At 28.8% G+C, this 16,094-nt stretch carries 16 protein-coding genes; 14 read left to right on the top strand and 2 right to left on the bottom strand.

Features of this window, described 5'->3' with window-relative positions:
• Positions 1-12 precede the first annotated feature (12 nt).
• Genes AC2TY9_RS08805 through gmhB form a run of 5 tightly spaced genes read left to right on the top strand, consistent with a single transcriptional unit; the run spans position 13 to position 5,352 of the window.
• The gene (locus AC2TY9_RS08805; RefSeq protein ID WP_489777017.1) at positions 13-1,776 is read left to right on the top strand and encodes a polysaccharide biosynthesis protein; all 1,764 of its coding nucleotides are present in this window, start codon (positions 13-15) and stop codon (positions 1,774-1,776) included.
• 45 nt (positions 1,777-1,821) lie between these two features.
• A complete protein-coding gene (gene rfaD, locus AC2TY9_RS08810) occupies positions 1,822-2,826 on the top strand; it encodes an ADP-glyceromanno-heptose 6-epimerase (protein WP_489777018.1) in 1,005 nt (334 codons plus the stop codon).
• Positions 2,827-4,254 carry a D-glycero-beta-D-manno-heptose-7-phosphate kinase gene (gene rfaE1 / locus AC2TY9_RS08815; RefSeq protein WP_489777019.1) on the top strand — a complete coding sequence of 476 codons (1,428 nt, stop codon included), beginning with the start codon at positions 2,827-2,829 and terminating at the stop codon, positions 4,252-4,254. It begins immediately after the preceding gene.
• Positions 4,251-4,820: a D-sedoheptulose 7-phosphate isomerase gene (gmhA, locus tag AC2TY9_RS08820; protein ID WP_489777020.1), complete on the top strand. Its 570-nt coding sequence runs from the start codon at positions 4,251-4,253 to the stop codon at positions 4,818-4,820. The genes rfaE1 and gmhA overlap by 4 nt, the downstream gene beginning before the upstream one ends.
• Positions 4,821-4,830: 10 nt before the next feature.
• A complete protein-coding gene (gene gmhB, locus AC2TY9_RS08825; protein ID WP_489777021.1) occupies positions 4,831-5,352 on the top strand; it encodes a D-glycero-beta-D-manno-heptose 1,7-bisphosphate 7-phosphatase in 522 nt (173 codons plus the stop codon).
• Position 5,353: 1 nt separating this feature from the next.
• Here the strand turns inward: gmhB and AC2TY9_RS08830 are convergent, their stop codons facing one another.
• Positions 5,354-5,677, bottom strand: a complete 324-nt coding sequence (locus tag AC2TY9_RS08830) for a ribonuclease E inhibitor RraB (RefSeq protein ID WP_489777022.1) — start codon at positions 5,675-5,677, stop codon at positions 5,354-5,356.
• A gap of 182 nt (positions 5,678-5,859) precedes the next feature.
• Between AC2TY9_RS08830 and AC2TY9_RS08835 the strand changes: the two genes are divergently transcribed.
• The gene (locus AC2TY9_RS08835; protein WP_489777024.1) at positions 5,860-6,705 is read left to right on the top strand and encodes a glycosyltransferase; all 846 of its coding nucleotides are present in this window, start codon (positions 5,860-5,862) and stop codon (positions 6,703-6,705) included.
• Here the strand turns inward: AC2TY9_RS08835 and AC2TY9_RS08840 are convergent.
• A complete protein-coding gene (locus AC2TY9_RS08840; RefSeq protein WP_489777026.1) occupies positions 6,702-7,511 on the bottom strand; it encodes a DNA ligase in 810 nt (269 codons plus the stop codon). The two genes, AC2TY9_RS08835 and AC2TY9_RS08840, sit on opposite strands and share 4 nt — an antisense overlap.
• Positions 7,512-7,662: 151 nt before the next feature.
• Between AC2TY9_RS08840 and rpmB the strand changes: the two genes are divergently transcribed.
• From rpmB to hemE, 8 genes are all read left to right on the top strand, one after another.
• Entirely contained in the window at positions 7,663-7,851 is a 189-nt protein-coding gene (rpmB, locus tag AC2TY9_RS08845; protein ID WP_138152944.1) for a 50S ribosomal protein L28, read from the top strand.
• A 24-nt stretch (positions 7,852-7,875) separates the two neighbouring features.
• Positions 7,876-8,997 (top strand): potassium channel family protein, encoded by a 1,122-nt coding sequence (locus AC2TY9_RS08850; RefSeq protein WP_489777027.1) that lies wholly within the window; start codon positions 7,876-7,878, stop codon positions 8,995-8,997.
• A gap of 57 nt (positions 8,998-9,054) precedes the next feature.
• Entirely contained in the window at positions 9,055-10,236 is a 1,182-nt protein-coding gene (gene argJ / locus AC2TY9_RS08855) for a bifunctional glutamate N-acetyltransferase/amino-acid acetyltransferase ArgJ (RefSeq protein ID WP_489777028.1), read from the top strand.
• A 141-nt stretch (positions 10,237-10,377) separates the two neighbouring features.
• Positions 10,378-10,599, top strand: coding sequence for an HP1242/YdcH family protein (locus AC2TY9_RS08860; protein ID WP_489777029.1), 222 nt, complete (start codon positions 10,378-10,380; stop codon positions 10,597-10,599).
• Between the two features lie 139 nt (positions 10,600-10,738).
• Positions 10,739-13,324: a DNA gyrase subunit A gene (gene gyrA, locus AC2TY9_RS08865; RefSeq protein ID WP_489777030.1), complete on the top strand. Its 2,586-nt coding sequence runs from the start codon at positions 10,739-10,741 to the stop codon at positions 13,322-13,324.
• The gene (locus AC2TY9_RS08870) at positions 13,321-14,358 is read left to right on the top strand and encodes an aspartate-semialdehyde dehydrogenase (protein WP_489777031.1); all 1,038 of its coding nucleotides are present in this window, start codon (positions 13,321-13,323) and stop codon (positions 14,356-14,358) included. The genes gyrA and AC2TY9_RS08870 overlap by 4 nt, the downstream gene beginning before the upstream one ends.
• A complete protein-coding gene (locus tag AC2TY9_RS08875; protein WP_489777032.1) occupies positions 14,358-14,885 on the top strand; it encodes a YqhA family protein in 528 nt (175 codons plus the stop codon). Before AC2TY9_RS08870 ends, AC2TY9_RS08875 begins: the two co-directional genes overlap by 1 nt.
• A gap of 149 nt (positions 14,886-15,034) precedes the next feature.
• A complete protein-coding gene (hemE, locus tag AC2TY9_RS08880; protein WP_489777033.1) occupies positions 15,035-16,072 on the top strand; it encodes a uroporphyrinogen decarboxylase in 1,038 nt (345 codons plus the stop codon).
• Positions 16,073-16,094 lie beyond the last annotated feature (22 nt).

Raw genomic sequence — 16,094 nt, forward strand, 5'->3', positions numbered from 1 at the left:
AGGATTTGATACTTGCTAAAACCTTCTCCTCTAAAAAGAATAATATTTTTTTTAGTATTTGATTTTTTATTATCCCTTATCTCTTTATATTTATCTTATAATCTTAGGTTCAATTTTGAAATCCCCACTAATTTTTTAAGTAATTTTTTTATAATTTTTTTTATAATTTTTTTTATAAAAGTTTCTTTTTTTATTTATTTTAAGCTTTATAGAACTGCATGGCGCTTTTTCTCTTTATATGAGATTAAAAAGATTATATTAGCTCATATCTTCACTTATGGATTATTTATTGTTGTTTTTATTGTTTTTAGAGAAGAACTAAGTCCTTTAGCAAGAAGTATTATTATTATAGATTTTGTATTTTCCTTATTCTTTATTACCTTACTTAGACTTTCAAAAAGAATTATTATAGAAAGTGGGAAAGGGACTAAATATAAAAATACACTTATTATAGGAGCAAATAGTTCTATAAAAAATATATTAAATGATTCTAAGAATATTGACTATACACCTGTTGCAATTATTGATGATAACAAAAATCTAATAAATAGTTATATTATGAATTTAAAAGTATCTTCTTTTGAAGATATGGAAAGTATAATTAAAACAAAAAGTATTGAAGCCGTAATTATCTCAAAGGATTATGAACAAAATAGATTGATTAATATTTTTGAGATTTTAAATGATTTGGGTATAAATGACATCAAAAAAATTAATACACTAAGTTCAACAAATACAAAAGAGTTAAAAGATATTTCTGTAGAAGATTTACTTGCAAGACATCCAAAAGATTTAGATAAACAAAAAATTGAGTCTTTTATTAAGAACAAAGTAGTACTTATAACTGGAGCTGGTGGAAGTATTGGCTCTGAGATTAGTAGACAGTGTAAACTTTTTGGTGCAAAACAATTAATACTTTTAGATCATAGTGAATATAATCTTTACAAGATAACGGAAGAATTAAATGATAATACTATAGTTTCTGTTATGCAAACAGTTAGAAATTTAAGCTTTTTAGAGTCTACTTTTGAAAAATATAAACCACAAATAGTTATACATGCTGCAGCATATAAACATGTGCCATTGGTAGAAGAAAATATTTTAGAAGGTATCTCAAATAATATTATTGGAACAAAAAATAGTATTGATTTGTCTATTAAATATGGTGTTGAGAAGTTTGTTTTAATCTCTACAGATAAAGCTGTAAGACCTACAAATGTAATGGGAACTACTAAAAGAGTTTGTGAACTTTATGCTCAAAATGTTAAGAGTAAAAATACTGAAATTATTTCAGTTAGGTTTGGAAATGTATTAGGAAGTAGTGGAAGTGTAATTCCTAAATTTAAGTCTCAAATTCAAAATGGTGGACCTATTACAGTAACCCATCCTGATATCACTAGATATTTTATGCTTATTCCAGAAGCTTGTGAATTAGTTTTGCAAGCAGCAAGTTTAGGAAAAGGTAGAGAGATATTTATTCTTGATATGGGAGAACCAATCAAAATTGTGGATTTAGCCAAAAAAATGATTGATTTAAGTGGTAAAAAAGATATTGAAATTGAGTTTTGTGGTTTAAGACCAGGTGAAAAACTTTATGAAGAATTACTTATAAACGATAGTGATATGAAAACACAATATGAATCAATAACAGTTGCTTGTAAAACTGACTATGATATTGATAAGCTTAATAATGACATTGAAGAATTGTTGATTTGTAAAGATAAAATAGTAAAATTAAAAGAGCTAGTACCAGAGTTTAATCATCAATTAAATTAACCTTTTTATACACAAATGTTATAATTATTTAAAAATAGGAATAATATGCAATATAATGAAATAAATTTTAATAATAAAAATATTCTGATTACTGGAGCTGCAGGATTTATTGGTTCAAATCTTTGTTTTTATTTTCAAAAAAATTATCCTGATTCAAATGTCATAGCTCTAGATTGTTTTAGAAATGAAGAAACTTTTTCAAATGGAAATTTAAAAAGTTTTGGACATTTTAAAAATTTACTTGGTTTCAAAGGTCAAGTGATAAGTGGCAATATTAATGATAAAACACTTATAAAAGAATTGGAAGTGAACTACACTTTTGATTATATATTTCATCAAGCTGCAATTTCAGACACAACTGTACAAGAACAAGATTTAATGATTCAAACAAATGTTAATGCATATGAAGATTTATTAAAAATAGCTATTAAGCATGAAGCCAATATGATATATGCAAGTAGTGCAGCAACATACGGAAATAGTGACAGATTTGAAGTAGGGTTTGAAGACCCAAATAATGCCTATGGATTTTCAAAAGTTATGATGGATAATATTACTTATAAATATTTAAAGCAAGGTGTTGATATCTCTATTGTAGGGCTTAAGTATTTTAATGTATACGGTCCAAGGGAATTTTATAAAAATAGCACAGCTTCTATGGTAATTCAATTTGGACATCAAATACTCAAAAGGTTAACTCCTAAACTTTTTAAAGGAAGTGATAAAATATTAAGAGATTTTGTTTATATAGAGGATGTAATTCAAGCTAATATAAAAGCTTGTGCTCCTGAAAAGAGTGGTGTTTATAATGTTGGTACAGGTAAGGCTAGATCATTTGAAGATATAGTTAATATTTTACAAAAAGAACTTAAAATTGATAATGGAAAAGAATATATACCTAATCCTTTTATAGGTTCATATCAATTTTTTACAGAAGCTAATATTAATACTACAAAAGTAAACTTAGGTTATGAACCAAATTATTCTATGGAAGATGGTATAAAAGCCTATATTCCTGAAATAAAAAGATTATTTGAAGAAGTTGAATAAATGATTAAAATAGATAAAATGCCAAATATTTTAGTTCTTGGTGATTTAATGATTGATGAATATCTTTGGGGCTCTTGTGAAAGAATATCTCCTGAAGCACCAGTTCAAATTGTAGATATTAATAAAGAATCAAAAGTTCTAGGTGGAGCAGGAAATGTCATCAATAATCTTATAAGTTTAGGGGCAAATGTTGAAGTGTTGTCAGTTATAGGAAATGATGAAGCTGGTTTAGAAATAAAACAAATGTTAAGTTCAAAAAACGTTAAAGCTTCATTAATCGAACAAAAAGAACGAAAAACTTCAAGAAAAACTAGACTTATGGCATCTCACTCTCAAGTAGTAAGATATGATAAAGAGAGTAAAAATGATATTTCACAGGAGAGTGAAAAAGCTTTATATAAAAAATTTCAAGAAAAAGTAAATTCTTATGCTATGGTTTTAATTTCAGATTATAATAAAGGTGTTTTAACGAGAGAACTTTTACAAAAAGTAATCAAATCTGCAAATAAAAATAATAAAAAAGTTTTAGTTGACCCAAAAGGAAGTGATTTTTCAAAATATAAAGGTGCATATCTTCTTACCCCAAACAAAAAAGAAGCTGAACAGGCAAGTGGTGTTAAGATTAATAGTGAATCAACTTTAAAAGAAGCATTGGAAGTGTTAAGAGAAAAAGCAAATCTTAATGTCTCTTTAATAACACTTAGTGAAAATGGTATCGCGATTTTAGAAAATAATCAAGTTATTACAAAGCCCACTGTTGCCAGAGAAGTTTTTGACGTTACTGGTGCAGGAGACACTGTACTAGCTTCACTTGGATTTTCTTTAAGTTTAGGATATGACATTGCAACTTCTATAGAGTTTGCAAATCTTGCAGCTGGCGTTGTTGTTGGAAAATTAGGCTCCGCAACTGCTTCAATGGATGAAATTGAAGAGTATAAAGCATCATTACATAAAAGTTCTGTAGAACTTCATATAAAAACTAAAGAAGAAATTGAACTAATTTCGAGAAGATTAAAAAATCAAAATAAAAAAGTTGTTTTTACAAATGGATGTTTTGATATATTACATAGAGGTCATGTAAGTTATCTAAATGTAGCTAAGTCATTTGGAGATATTTTAATTTTAGGATTAAACTCTGATTCAAGTGTAAAAAGATTAAAAGGTGAAGATAGACCAATTAATTCAGAAGATGATAGGGCATATATTTTATCTGCTTTAGAATGTGTTGATTATGTAGTTATCTTTGATAAAGATACACCGTATGAATTAATTAAAACAATTCAACCTGATATACTGGTTAAAGGTGCAGATTATGAAGGAAAAGTAGTAGTTGGAAGTGATATTGTAAAGATTACAAAACTTGTAGAATTTATAGATGGTAAAAGTACAACAAAAACAATAGAAAAAATACAAAAGGTTAATAATTGATTGAAGTTATAAATAAAGAGTTTCAATTTCACTTAGAAATTATAAAAAAAGTGATTGAAAGTGATTTATCAACAATTTTAGTAGATGCTTCCAAAATAATTGTTAATTCTTTAAAAAATGGGAATAAAGTTATATTATTTGGAAATGGTGGTAGTGCAGCGGATGCTCAACATATAGCTGCGGAATTGACAGGACGTTATAAAAGTGAGAGAAGAGGACTACCTGGTATTGCCCTTACGACTGATACATCAGCTTTAACAGCAATTAGTAATGACTATGGATATGATAGAGTCTTTGATAGACAAGTACAAGCATTAGCAAATAAGGGTGATGTGTTAATAGGAATTTCTACTTCTGGAAATTCAGCTAATGTTATAAATGCATTTAAAATAGGTCAAGAAATAGGATGTAAAATCATTGGTTTTTCTGGGCGTGATGGTGGAGATATGAATGGTTATTGTGATATCAATTTAGTAGTACCTTCAGAAGATACTCCAAGAATTCAAGAAATGCATATATTATTTGGACATAGTATTTGTCAATTAATTGATAATGAATTAAGTTAAAAGAGAAAATTTGAATAAAGCAATTTTTTTAGATAGAGATGGCGTAATTAATAAAGAGAAAGATTACTTGTACAAAATAGAAGATTTCGAATTTATTGATGGTTGTTTTGATACTTTAAAATATTTACAAGATAGAGATTTTTTACTTTTTATAATAACAAATCAATCGGGTATTGGAAGAGGTTATTATAAAGAAGATGATTTTTTTAAACTTAATAATTGGATGATAAATGAATTCTTAAAAAAAGGGATAGAAATTTCTCAAGTTGAATATTGTAAGCATGGACCAAATGAAAATTGTAAATGTAGAAAACCAAAAGCTGGAATGATTGATAATATTTTAAAAAATTTTGAAATAAATTTAGAAGCTTCCTGGTTAATTGGAGATAAAAACTCGGATATTTTATGTGCAAAAAATTCAGGAATAAAAAACACAATTCAAGTTAAATCAGGTCATGATTTTGATGAAACTAAATCTGAAGCAGACTTTATTTGTAATAGTATTAAAGAAGTTGTAAACATAATTAAATGATTTAAAAAACCTCTTCAACATCAAAGCCATCAAAACTTTCAATTCCTTGATTTTTTGAAAACTCATAAAGTTCTATACATCTTTTAAATAAAGACTCTTCTGTATGTATCTCATTTTTTGCAATTTGAAGATAATAAGAACTATCACAAGAAACAACTTCTTTAAAATCATATTTATTTAAAATAGTATGGTTACTTATATTAACTAAATGTTCTTTTTTATTATGCGAAAAATAAAATCCCCAATTTAGTTCTTTCTTTAGATCTAAATCTTTTTGATTCTTTATAGTTTGGAAGTATTTTATTATGTAAGATTTTTTTACCATATGTATAAGTCCTGATTTTTATATAATTAAAATTATTACTAATTATAAATAAAATTATTATAAAATACTTTTAAAAAAAAACTTATTTTTAGTTTTAAGTTTAGAGTATTTAACTCATTTTAGATAAATTTTTGGTTCTTCTTTATCTAAACTTTTAAGTACATTGATTATAAAATGTCACAATGAAAACAATAAGTTATAAATCAAAAACAAAACTAATAGAAAAAATTTTAGAAGATGAAAATATAAAAGAACTTTCAAAATCTTCTGTATTTGGGAAGATATTAAAGAGAAAAGAGTATGCTGATATATATTTTCACAGTGGAAATTTAGATAAAGAGACTCAAGAAAATATTCAAAATGCTAAAAGAGTAATTGTGAACTCAAATAGAGTAAAAAAAGAACTTAGTGAATTTGAGGAGAAAATTAAAGTTGTTTATCCATCAATTGATATAAAATATAATATTGAAAAAATTAAAAATGAAGTATATTCCCAATTAGATATTGAAGCCAATAAAAAAACACTTTTTTTCACAGCAAAAAACTTTAAAACTTCTGGCGTATATGATTTCTTAAATATAATTAACTATCTAAATTACAAAAGTTTTGTAGCCATTATTGCAGGTGATAAAAAAGAGATAGCAAATCTAAGGTTTAAAATATCTCGTATGGATTTAAGTGAAAAATTGATTTTATTAGATGATTTTAAAGATATCAATAAACTTTTTATAGCTTCTGATATATTTTTACTTCCCACAACAAACAAAACTTTTAATACAAACATTCTAAAAGCTATGTATTGTAAATGTGCTGTTTTTACAACAATCATAAATGATGCTTCTGAATTAGTGGATGTCTTTTCAACAATGGAATCTCCTCAAGATAGAAGTATGCAGTTTAAACTTGATGCACTTTTACATGATGACACTGAATTAAACACAATTAAAGAACAAAACTATAATGTTGCCAAAGAGTTTACCTTTGAAAAACAGTTAGAAAGAGTAAACTTGATAATTGATTCTTTTTAGTCCTTTCTTATATGTAAAAAAGAAGCAAATTTTGGTTTCCCATATTTTGTGAAGCCATAATATTTAAAGGTAACTATTTCACCAATACTTGGATGATTTGCCCTTTGTTTTTTTGAAAAGCCAGTTCCTAGATTAAAAGTTACTCCATTTTCAAGTTTTATAACTAAACTTTTTAAAAGGGCAGTTTTTTTATTTGTATTGATTCCTATAACAACTCCTTCCATATCTTGCGCCTTTTTAACTTTTAAAATATGAGCACTTCTTCCTGTATGATAATCTTTAGTTGGGTCTTTTATAATTAAACCTTCACCTTTTTTTGATATTATCTCTTCCATGTAATCATTTAGATGATTTTCATCTTCTATTTTTATTTGTTTTATAATATTTACATATTTATTTGGGTGTACTTTAAACCAAGACTTTCCTTTATCTAATCTTGTAATAAAATCACCTTTTGTATTTGGAACTTCAAATATATTGTAAGTTATATTTTTCCAATCTTTACTAGGCTTTTTATCCATTACGATATTTTGTATATTTTCAAAATCATCTCTTTTTGTCCATAATTCGCCATCAAGTTCAAAATATGGGAAGTTTTTTATAAACCATTTAGGTGGATATAATTTTTTACCTTTTCTTGTTAATAACTGCTTTCCATCCCAATAACCTCGTATTCCATCAAGTTTTTCACTCATGAACCAGCCTTTTATATTCTGATCTTCATAAGTTAAAGGCTTTTGTAGTTCAACTGCAAAAGAAAAAACTGATAAAAAAAGTAGTACAATAATCTTTGTAAATAAATGCATATATAAACCTTTGCTATAAATAATATAAAATATTATCAAAACTATCTTTAATAAAATAACTTATACAAGATGGTCAAATATTAAACTTCAGTTAAGTTTAACAAGGTACAATACGCGAATATTTTTCACTACAAAAATTAAGGAATAAAAAATGTCAAGAAGATGTTCAGTTTCAGGAAAAGGACCTATGGTTGGAAACAACGTAAGTCACGCAAACAACAAAACTAAAAGAAGATTTTTACCAAACTTAAGAACTGTTAGAGTTACTTTAGAAGATGGTACAACAAGAAAAATTAGAGTTTCTGCTAAAGAGTTAAGAACTCTTAAAAAACACTCATAAGAGAGCACTTAAGAAAGTGCTTTCATGAGCATTTTTAGAAGAGTTAAAAAAGCTCTGGGCTGGGAACTTCATTCAGCCAAACCAGAATATGATTTAAACCCAATCATATATTCTCAATTAAAACCTTTTAGATTACCTCTAGTTTTAGTCCAATTTATTATGATAATTGGGACAATGGGGTATATCTTAATCGATGATTTTCCAATATTAGATGCAGTTTATCAAACAGGTATTACTTTTACAACTGTTGGATTTGGGGAAGTTGCTCCAATCTCACCAGCTGGTAGATTTTTTACAATTACCCTGATTATTTTTGGATTTGCTATATTTACCCTTTCAACGGCAGTATTAATTGATACAATTATCAAAGGGAATTTATTTGAACTATACAAGGAACGAAATATGCTTTATAAAATTGCAAGACTTAGACGTCATTTCGTAATTTTTTATCACAATGAGTATACAGCACAGTTAGCTAAACAGTTTAACCAAAACCATGTTCCATTTGTGGTAGTTGACCCAAGTGATGATATTGAAGAGATTGCCAAAGAGTGCAATTATCCATATTATGTAAAAGAGGAACCTTTTAAAGAGGAAGCTTTTTTAAAATCTCATTTAAGTTCAGCAAAGGGTGCAATTTCACTTTCAAAAAATATTTCAAACAATATTACACTTATTGCATCAGTTAGACTTTATGAAAAAGAGTTAGGAAGAAGCCCATTTTTGATTATCTCAAATGCAGAAACAAATAATGAAAAAATCAGACTTCAAAAACTGGGAGCTGATAAAGTGGTTGCAACACCATCTCTTATGGCAAAAAGAGTTTCAGCTATGGCAGTTCGTCCTGATATGGAAAATGTTCTAGAAGAGTTTTTATATAAACCAGATACTCCTATTGATATGGAAGAAGCTTTTGTTAAAGAAGACTCATGGGTCGTTAACAGGCAGATTAGAGACTTACACCTAAGGGATAGGATAAAGGTTTCAGTTATTGGAATTACTGAGAAAAAAGGAAGATTTATCCAAATGCCAAAAGGTAGTGCAGTAATCAGCCCAGGTTCTAAACTTCTTCTAGTTGGTAGTCAAAAAGCAATATCAAAAGCAAAAAGAATTATCAATTTAAAAAAACAACCTGAAGAGATTTAAAAGAAGTTTATAGATTTAGGTCCCTTTTAAATGGGACATTTAAAAGGATATAATATTATGTTTACAATTTTACCAATAAAAGGTTTTATAGATTCAATTGATGGATTTTACTGTGATGGGATTCATGCAGGTCTAAAACCAAATGGAAACAAAGATTTAGGATTTATATATAGTGATACTTTATGTGATGTAAAAGCAGTATTCACACTAAACAAATTTCAAGCAGCACCACTAAAACATTATCAAAACTATGAGAATGACTTTCAAACAAACTTTGTATTAGTTAATTCAAAAAATGCAAATGCCTTAACAGGACAAAAAGGGATTGATGATATCAATGAGATTTTTTCATCATTAAATCATGAAATCACTAATCCTATTATGAGTAGTACAGGGGTTATAGGAAATCCTTTACCAAAACAAAAAATCATAGATGGTGCAAATTCATTTGATTTATCTTCAAAAAATGGTGAGAATCTTAGTCAAGCTATCATGACAACAGATATGTACCCTAAAACTTGCCTTTATGAAGTTAAACTTGAAGATGGAAGCTCTTTTAAAATAGGAGCAGTTGCTAAAGGTGCAGGGATGATAAATCCAAATCTTGCAACAATGCTTTGTTTTATTTGTACTGATGCAGCTATTCCAAAAGAGGACATGCAAGAGTTATTAGATGTTAATACTCACACAACATTTAATGCAATTTCTGTAGATGGGGATACTTCTACAAATGACACAGTTTTATTATTATCAAATAAAAAATCAAATGCATATGACAAAGAAGCTTTCAAAGAGGTTTTAAGACTAGTAATGCACGATATGGCTATGTTGATGGTTGCAGATGGAGAAGGGGCTAAAAAAGCAGTGGCTTTTGAAGTTATTAATGCAGCTTCAAATGAAGAAGCAGAGACTGCAGCTAAAGCACTTTCAAATTCATTACTAGTTAAAACTGCACTTTATGGTGAAGACCCAAATTTTGGACGAATAGCTTCAACAATTGGTGCTAGTAGAGTAACTTGTGATGATACAAAACTAGTTATCTCTTATAATGATGTAGTTGTTTTCAATAAGGGTGATATAGTTTTCACTAAAGAAGTTGAAGAAAAAGCTGGAAAAGTGTTGCAAAATGACAAATTTAAAGTAATTTGTGATTTAGGTGTAGGTGAGGGTAGTTTCACTGCATATGGATGTGATCTTGGATATAAGTACGTAGAAATTAACGCTGACTATCGTACATAATTTACATATTAAACTTATTTTGAGCTAATACTCTTAAATACTTTGAGGACCCGAAATAAATTTAGGGTCCCAAATTTTTTTACATTCTATTAAGTCCTCTATGGATATAATTTTAATAATTTTAAAATAAAGGATAAGCCAATGTTTAACGAACATAGAGATATTATCGCTGAACTAAAACAGCAAGACGCACACTTTCAATCAGTTATTGAAAAACATAATGATTTAGATCAAGAGATTAGTGAACTAGAGAAAAATTTTGCTGACCAATTTGAAATTGAAGCTAAGAAAAAAGATAAATTAAAATTAAAAGATGAAGTATATTCTTGTATAGTAAAATATAAACAAGAGAAGAATTTATAATTTAATAAATTCTTTATAAAAGAGGGTGGAAGTTTTTAAAACTTTTACCCTTTTTTTTTGCTTAAAAACTTCTCTTAACACCTTTTGCTAAGCCTTTTTTAGATAAAATATCTAAATTTTATAACAAAGGCATTTTTTAATGGAAAACCTTTTCGAAAATCAAGATATTATTGATATAAACATTGAAGACAGTATAAAAGCTTCATACTTAGATTATTCAATGAGTGTAATCATAGGTCGGGCACTTCCTGATGCAAAAGATGGTTTAAAACCAGTGCACAGAAGAATTTTATACGCAATGCACGATTTAAATATGAGTGCTAGAGCTCCATATAAAAAATCAGCGAGAATTGTAGGGGATGTAATCGGTAAGTATCACCCACATGGTGATAGTTCAGTTTATGATGCACTTGTAAGAATGGCACAAAGTTTCTCTATGAGAGCTCCTCTTGTTGATGGACAAGGAAACTTCGGTTCGATTGACGGTGATAACGCTGCAGCAATGAGATATACAGAAGCTAGAATGACTAGAATATCTGAGGATGTTCTAAAAGATTTAGATAAAGACACAGTTAACTTTGTACCAAATTATGATGACACAATGAAAGAGCCTGATGTATTACCAACTAGAGTTCCAACATTACTTTTAAATGGTAGTGAAGGTATCGCAGTTGGTATGGCTACAAAAATTCCTCCTCATAACTTAGGTGAGTTATTAGATGGTGTTTTACATATGATTGATAACCCAGGTACAACAGCAGATGAGTTGTTGGAGTTTATCCAAGGACCAGATTTCCCTACAGGTGGAACAATCTTTGGAAGACGTGGAATAATTGATGCTTATAACACTGGTCGTGGTAGAGTTAAGATTAGAGCAAAACATCATATTGAAACAAAGGGTAAAAAAGAAGTTATCGTTTTAGATGAGCTTCCATACCAAGTAAACAAATCAAGACTTATTGAGCAAATTGCTAACTTAGCAAAAGAAAAAACTGTTGAGGGGATTTCTGAAGTTAGAGATGAGTCAGATAGAGAAGGTATTAGAGTTGTAATTGAACTTAAAAAAGATGCTATGAGTGAGATTGTATTAAACAACCTTTATAAATCAACTCCTATGGAAACTACGTTTGGTATTATCCTTTTAGCTGTTCATAATAAAGAACCAAAAGTATTTACTTTACCACAACTTTTAAATGTTTTCTTAGCACATAGAAAAACTGTAATTATTAGAAGAACAATTTTTGATTTAGAAAAAGCAAAAGCAAGAGCACACATCTTAGAAGGTTTAAAAATTGCTTTAGACAATATTGATGAAGTTGTTAAAATTATTAGAGCATCTGCAAATGATGCAGAAGCAAAAGAGAGTTTATCAAATAGATTTGGACTTAGTGAAATTCAATCTCAAGCTATTTTAGATATGAGACTTGGAAGATTAACAGGTCTTCAAAGGGATAAATTAGAAGCTGAATATCAAGAGTTATTAACTTTAATTGCAGAACTTGAAGCTATTTTAAAATCTGAAGAGAAATTAAATGAAATCATTAGAGAAGAGTTAACTGACATTAGAGACAAATATTCTGATGCAAGAAGAACTGAAATTGAAGATTCATATGATGAAATCGATATTGAAGATTTAATTCCAAATGAGCCAATGGTAGTTACTATTACTCACAATGGATATGTAAAAAGAGTACCAATTAAAGCATATGAAAAACAAAGAAGGGGTGGTAAAGGAAAAGTTGCCGTTACAACTCACGATGATGACTTTATTGAAAGGTTCTTTGTAACAAATACCCATGATACACTTATGTTTGTTACCAACATGGGACAATTATATTGGTTAAAAGTTTATAGAATTCCAGAAGGGTCTAGAACAGCTAAAGGTAAAGCTGTTGTTAACTTAATCAACTTAAGATCTGATGAGAAGATAATGGCGATTATCCCAACTAGTGATTTCGATGAGTCTAAATCTTTAGCATTCTTTACAAGAAATGGTATTGTAAAAAGAACATCATTAGTTGAATTTGGTAATATAAGATCAAATGGTGTTAGAGCAATTGTACTTGATGATGCAGATGAAGTTGTAACAGCAAAAATTACAACTCCAGAGACACAATACCTAATGATCTTTACAAGTTTAGGTCAATGTATTAGATTCGAAGTTGAAAAAACTAGAGAACAAGGTAGAAGTACTAGAGGTGTTAGAGGTATTAAATTCAAAAAAGATACTGACTTTGTAGTTGATGCAAATGTGGTTGACAATGAAGAACAAGAGTTATTAACTGTATCTGAAAAAGGTATTGGAAAAAGAACAACTGTTGATGAATATAGACTTACTAATAGAGCAGGTTCAGGAGTTATTTCTATGAAACTTCACCAAAAAACAGGAAGTGTTGTTGGTGCAGTATTAGTTGATGAATCTATGGACTTAATGGCATTAACTTCAATTGGTAAGATGATTAGAGTTGATATGAATACAATTAGAAAAGCAGGAAGAAATACTTCAGGTGTAATTATTGTAAACGTAGATTCACAAGATAAAGTTGTTTCAGTTGCAAAATGTCCAAAAGAGGATGACGATGAGCTTGATATTGAAAATGCAAAAACAATGGATGGTATTGATTTAGCGGAATTCAATTTAAAAGATAATCCTGAAGCAAATATAAATGAAGAGACAAATAATTTAGAATTAGATGATGATAATAATAAAGGAAATGAAGAATGAGAAAATTTAATGTAGCTATAGTGGGTGCTACAGGTGCTGTTGGTGAAGAACTTTGTAGAGTATTAAAAGATTACAATTTCCCGATTAATAAATTAGTACCTCTTGCAAGTGCAAGAAGTGCTGGTAGTAAAGTTGAATTTAATGGAAAAGAGGTAACTGTTTTAGAGTTAACTCCAACTTGTTTCGAAGAAAATGAAGTAGAGATTGCATTCTTTTCTGCTGGTGGGTCTATTTCAGCTGAATATGCAAAATATGCTGTTGATGCAGGTGCAGTTGTAATTGACAACACAAGTCACTTTAGAATGGATCCAAAAACTCCATTAGTAGTTCCAGAAGTTAATCCTGAAGATATTGCTTTATGGAAAGAAACAGGAATTATTGCAAACCCAAACTGTTCAACTATCCAAATGGTATTAGCTTTAAAACCACTTGATGAATTATATGGAATTAAAAGAGTAGATGTATCAACTTATCAAGCAGTTTCAGGCGCAGGTAAAACTGGTATGGAAGAGCTTGTTAAACAAATGCAAGCTTTATTATCATTTAAATTAGATGAATCTGAGAAAAAAGCATTTGCTCACCAAATTGTAAATAATGTAATTCCTCAAATTGATGTTCAACAACCAAATGACTTCACAAAAGAAGAGATGAAAATGGTTCTTGAAACTCAAAAAATCTTACACAAAGAGGTTGCTGTTGCTGCTACTTGTGTTAGAGTTCCTGTTTTAAGATCACACTCTGAGTCTATAACTGTTACATTTGAAGAAGGAACATCAGTAGATGTTGCAGAAGTAAGAGAAGCTTTAGAGAGATTTGAAAATGTTGAGGTTATTGATGATTTAGCAAATAGTGCTTATCCAATGCCAATTATTTCAACAGACACAGACATTACTTATGTTGGAAGAATAAGAAAAGATGTTTATGCTGATAACATCGTTCACTTCTTCAACGTTGCTGACCAAGTGAGAGTTGGAGCAGCAACTAACTCAGTTAGAATCGCTCTTAAATGGATTGAGATGGAGAGTGATATTTAATGCTTGAAAGGCTTTTTGAAGGTGCTATGTGGCGAACAAGGATATTTATTATCCTTGCTGTCATTTTTGGACTTATTGGTTCTATTATTTTATTTGTAGTTGGATCAGTAGATATTTTTGAAGTATTTATGTATGTTATAAATGTTTATTTAAATGGCTTACATCCAGCAGATTTTCATGAAGTTATAGTAAGTAAAATTATTGGAGCAGTTGATATTTACTTAATTGCAGTTGTTATGTTGATTTTTGCTTTTGGTTTATATGAGCTGTTTATTTCTAAAATTGAAGCAGCAGAAGATTCTAATAAGGGACAAAATATATTAGCAATTACTTCACTTGATCAATTAAAAGACAAAATTGCAAAAGTTGTTGTGATGGTACTTGTTGTTGGTTTTTTCCAAAGGGTACTTCATACAAAATATGATGGTGCATTAGAGATGCTTTATTTTGCAGTCTCTATAATGGTACTTTCAATAGGACTTTACTTTTTAGGTAAAGTTGGAAAAAAAGAAAAAAAAGAAATTTAGGCTTTGTTCTCAAAGCCCTTTAGAATTTTCTCAAAGAGAGTTTAAAAACAAACTACTTTTAACAGTTTTTTACAAACTGTGATAAAAAGTAGATTAATATAATATATGGTTCCCTTAAAAAATGGGAACATTTTTAAAGGAATTAATTAATGTCAAAAATATTTGTAGATGCATGTTTAAGAAAAGAAACTCCATATACTCCAGTTTGGATGATGAGACAAGCGGGAAGATATTTACCTGAATATATGGAAGTTAGAGCGCAAGCTGGAAGTTTTCTAAACTTATGTCATAATCCAGAAAAAGCTTGTGAAGTTACAATTCAACCTTTAGATATAGTTGGTGTTGATGCAGCTATTTTATTTAGTGATATTCTAGTTATACCACATGAAATGGGAATGGATTTAGAATTTATTAAAGGTGAGGGACCTAAATTTGATAATCCTGTTGTTACAGAAGCAGACGTTGATGCACTTTTAGGTGGTGAAGAAGCTGCCAATAAATTAACATATGTATATGAAACTATCAAATTATTAAAACAAAAACTTCCTGAAGATAAAGCTTTAATTGGTTTTACAGGAGCTCCTTGGACACTTGCAACTTATATGATTGAAGGTCAAGGAACAAAAACATATAACATTTGTAAAAAAATGATGTATTCAAACCCTGAACTTTTACATAAAATTTTAAGAAAAGTAACTGAAGTAGTTAAACACTATATGATAAAACAAATTGAAGCTGGTGCTGATGTTGTTCAAATCTTTGATTCATGGGCAGCTGCAATTGAACCAGGTAGATATGATGAATTTTCATGGAAATATATGGTAGAAATTGCAGATTTTATAAAAGCAAAATATCCAGAAATCCCAGTTATTATGTTCCCTAAAGGTGTATCTGCATTTATAAACATGGGAGCAGTTTATGGAAACTTTGATGTATTTGGTGTAGATTGGGGAACTCCAATGTCTATGGCAAAAGAAAAACTTGGTGATAAATATGTTCTTCAAGGAAATATGGAACCATGCAGGCTATACTCAAAAGAAGAGACTACAAAATGTGTTGAAGCAATTCAAAAAACAATGCAAAGTGAGGGTCATATCTTTAACCTAGGTCATGGTATCTTACCAGATGTTCCTGTTGAAAATGCAATCCACTTTGTAAAAGAGTGCCAAAGGGTAAGTAAGAAGTAGATTTTTTTATTTACTTAATATA

It is taken from the genome of Arcobacter sp. ISO1 (assembly GCF_058105185.1).

Coding starts and splice junctions, on each gene's coding strand:
- rpmB (WP_138152944.1), top strand. CDS start 7,663: ATGTCAAGAAGATGTTCAGTTTCAGGAAAAGGACCTATGGTTGGAAAC.
- AC2TY9_RS08875 (WP_489777032.1), top strand. CDS start 14,358: ATGCTTGAAAGGCTTTTTGAAGGTGCTATGTGGCGAACAAGGATATTT.
- gyrA (WP_489777030.1), top strand. CDS start 10,739: ATGGAAAACCTTTTCGAAAATCAAGATATTATTGATATAAACATTGAA.
- AC2TY9_RS08830 (WP_489777022.1), bottom strand. CDS start 5,677: ATGGTAAAAAAATCTTACATAATAAAATACTTCCAAACTATAAAGAAT.
- AC2TY9_RS08835 (WP_489777024.1), top strand. CDS start 5,860: ATGAAAACAATAAGTTATAAATCAAAAACAAAACTAATAGAAAAAATT.
- AC2TY9_RS08850 (WP_489777027.1), top strand. CDS start 7,876: ATGAGCATTTTTAGAAGAGTTAAAAAAGCTCTGGGCTGGGAACTTCAT.
- AC2TY9_RS08870 (WP_489777031.1), top strand. CDS start 13,321: ATGAGAAAATTTAATGTAGCTATAGTGGGTGCTACAGGTGCTGTTGGT.
- rfaE1 (WP_489777019.1), top strand. CDS start 2,827: ATGATTAAAATAGATAAAATGCCAAATATTTTAGTTCTTGGTGATTTA.
- hemE (WP_489777033.1), top strand. CDS start 15,035: ATGTCAAAAATATTTGTAGATGCATGTTTAAGAAAAGAAACTCCATAT.
- AC2TY9_RS08860 (WP_489777029.1), top strand. CDS start 10,378: ATGTTTAACGAACATAGAGATATTATCGCTGAACTAAAACAGCAAGAC.
- rfaD (WP_489777018.1), top strand. CDS start 1,822: ATGCAATATAATGAAATAAATTTTAATAATAAAAATATTCTGATTACT.
- AC2TY9_RS08840 (WP_489777026.1), bottom strand. CDS start 7,511: ATGCATTTATTTACAAAGATTATTGTACTACTTTTTTTATCAGTTTTT.
- argJ (WP_489777028.1), top strand. CDS start 9,055: ATGTTTACAATTTTACCAATAAAAGGTTTTATAGATTCAATTGATGGA.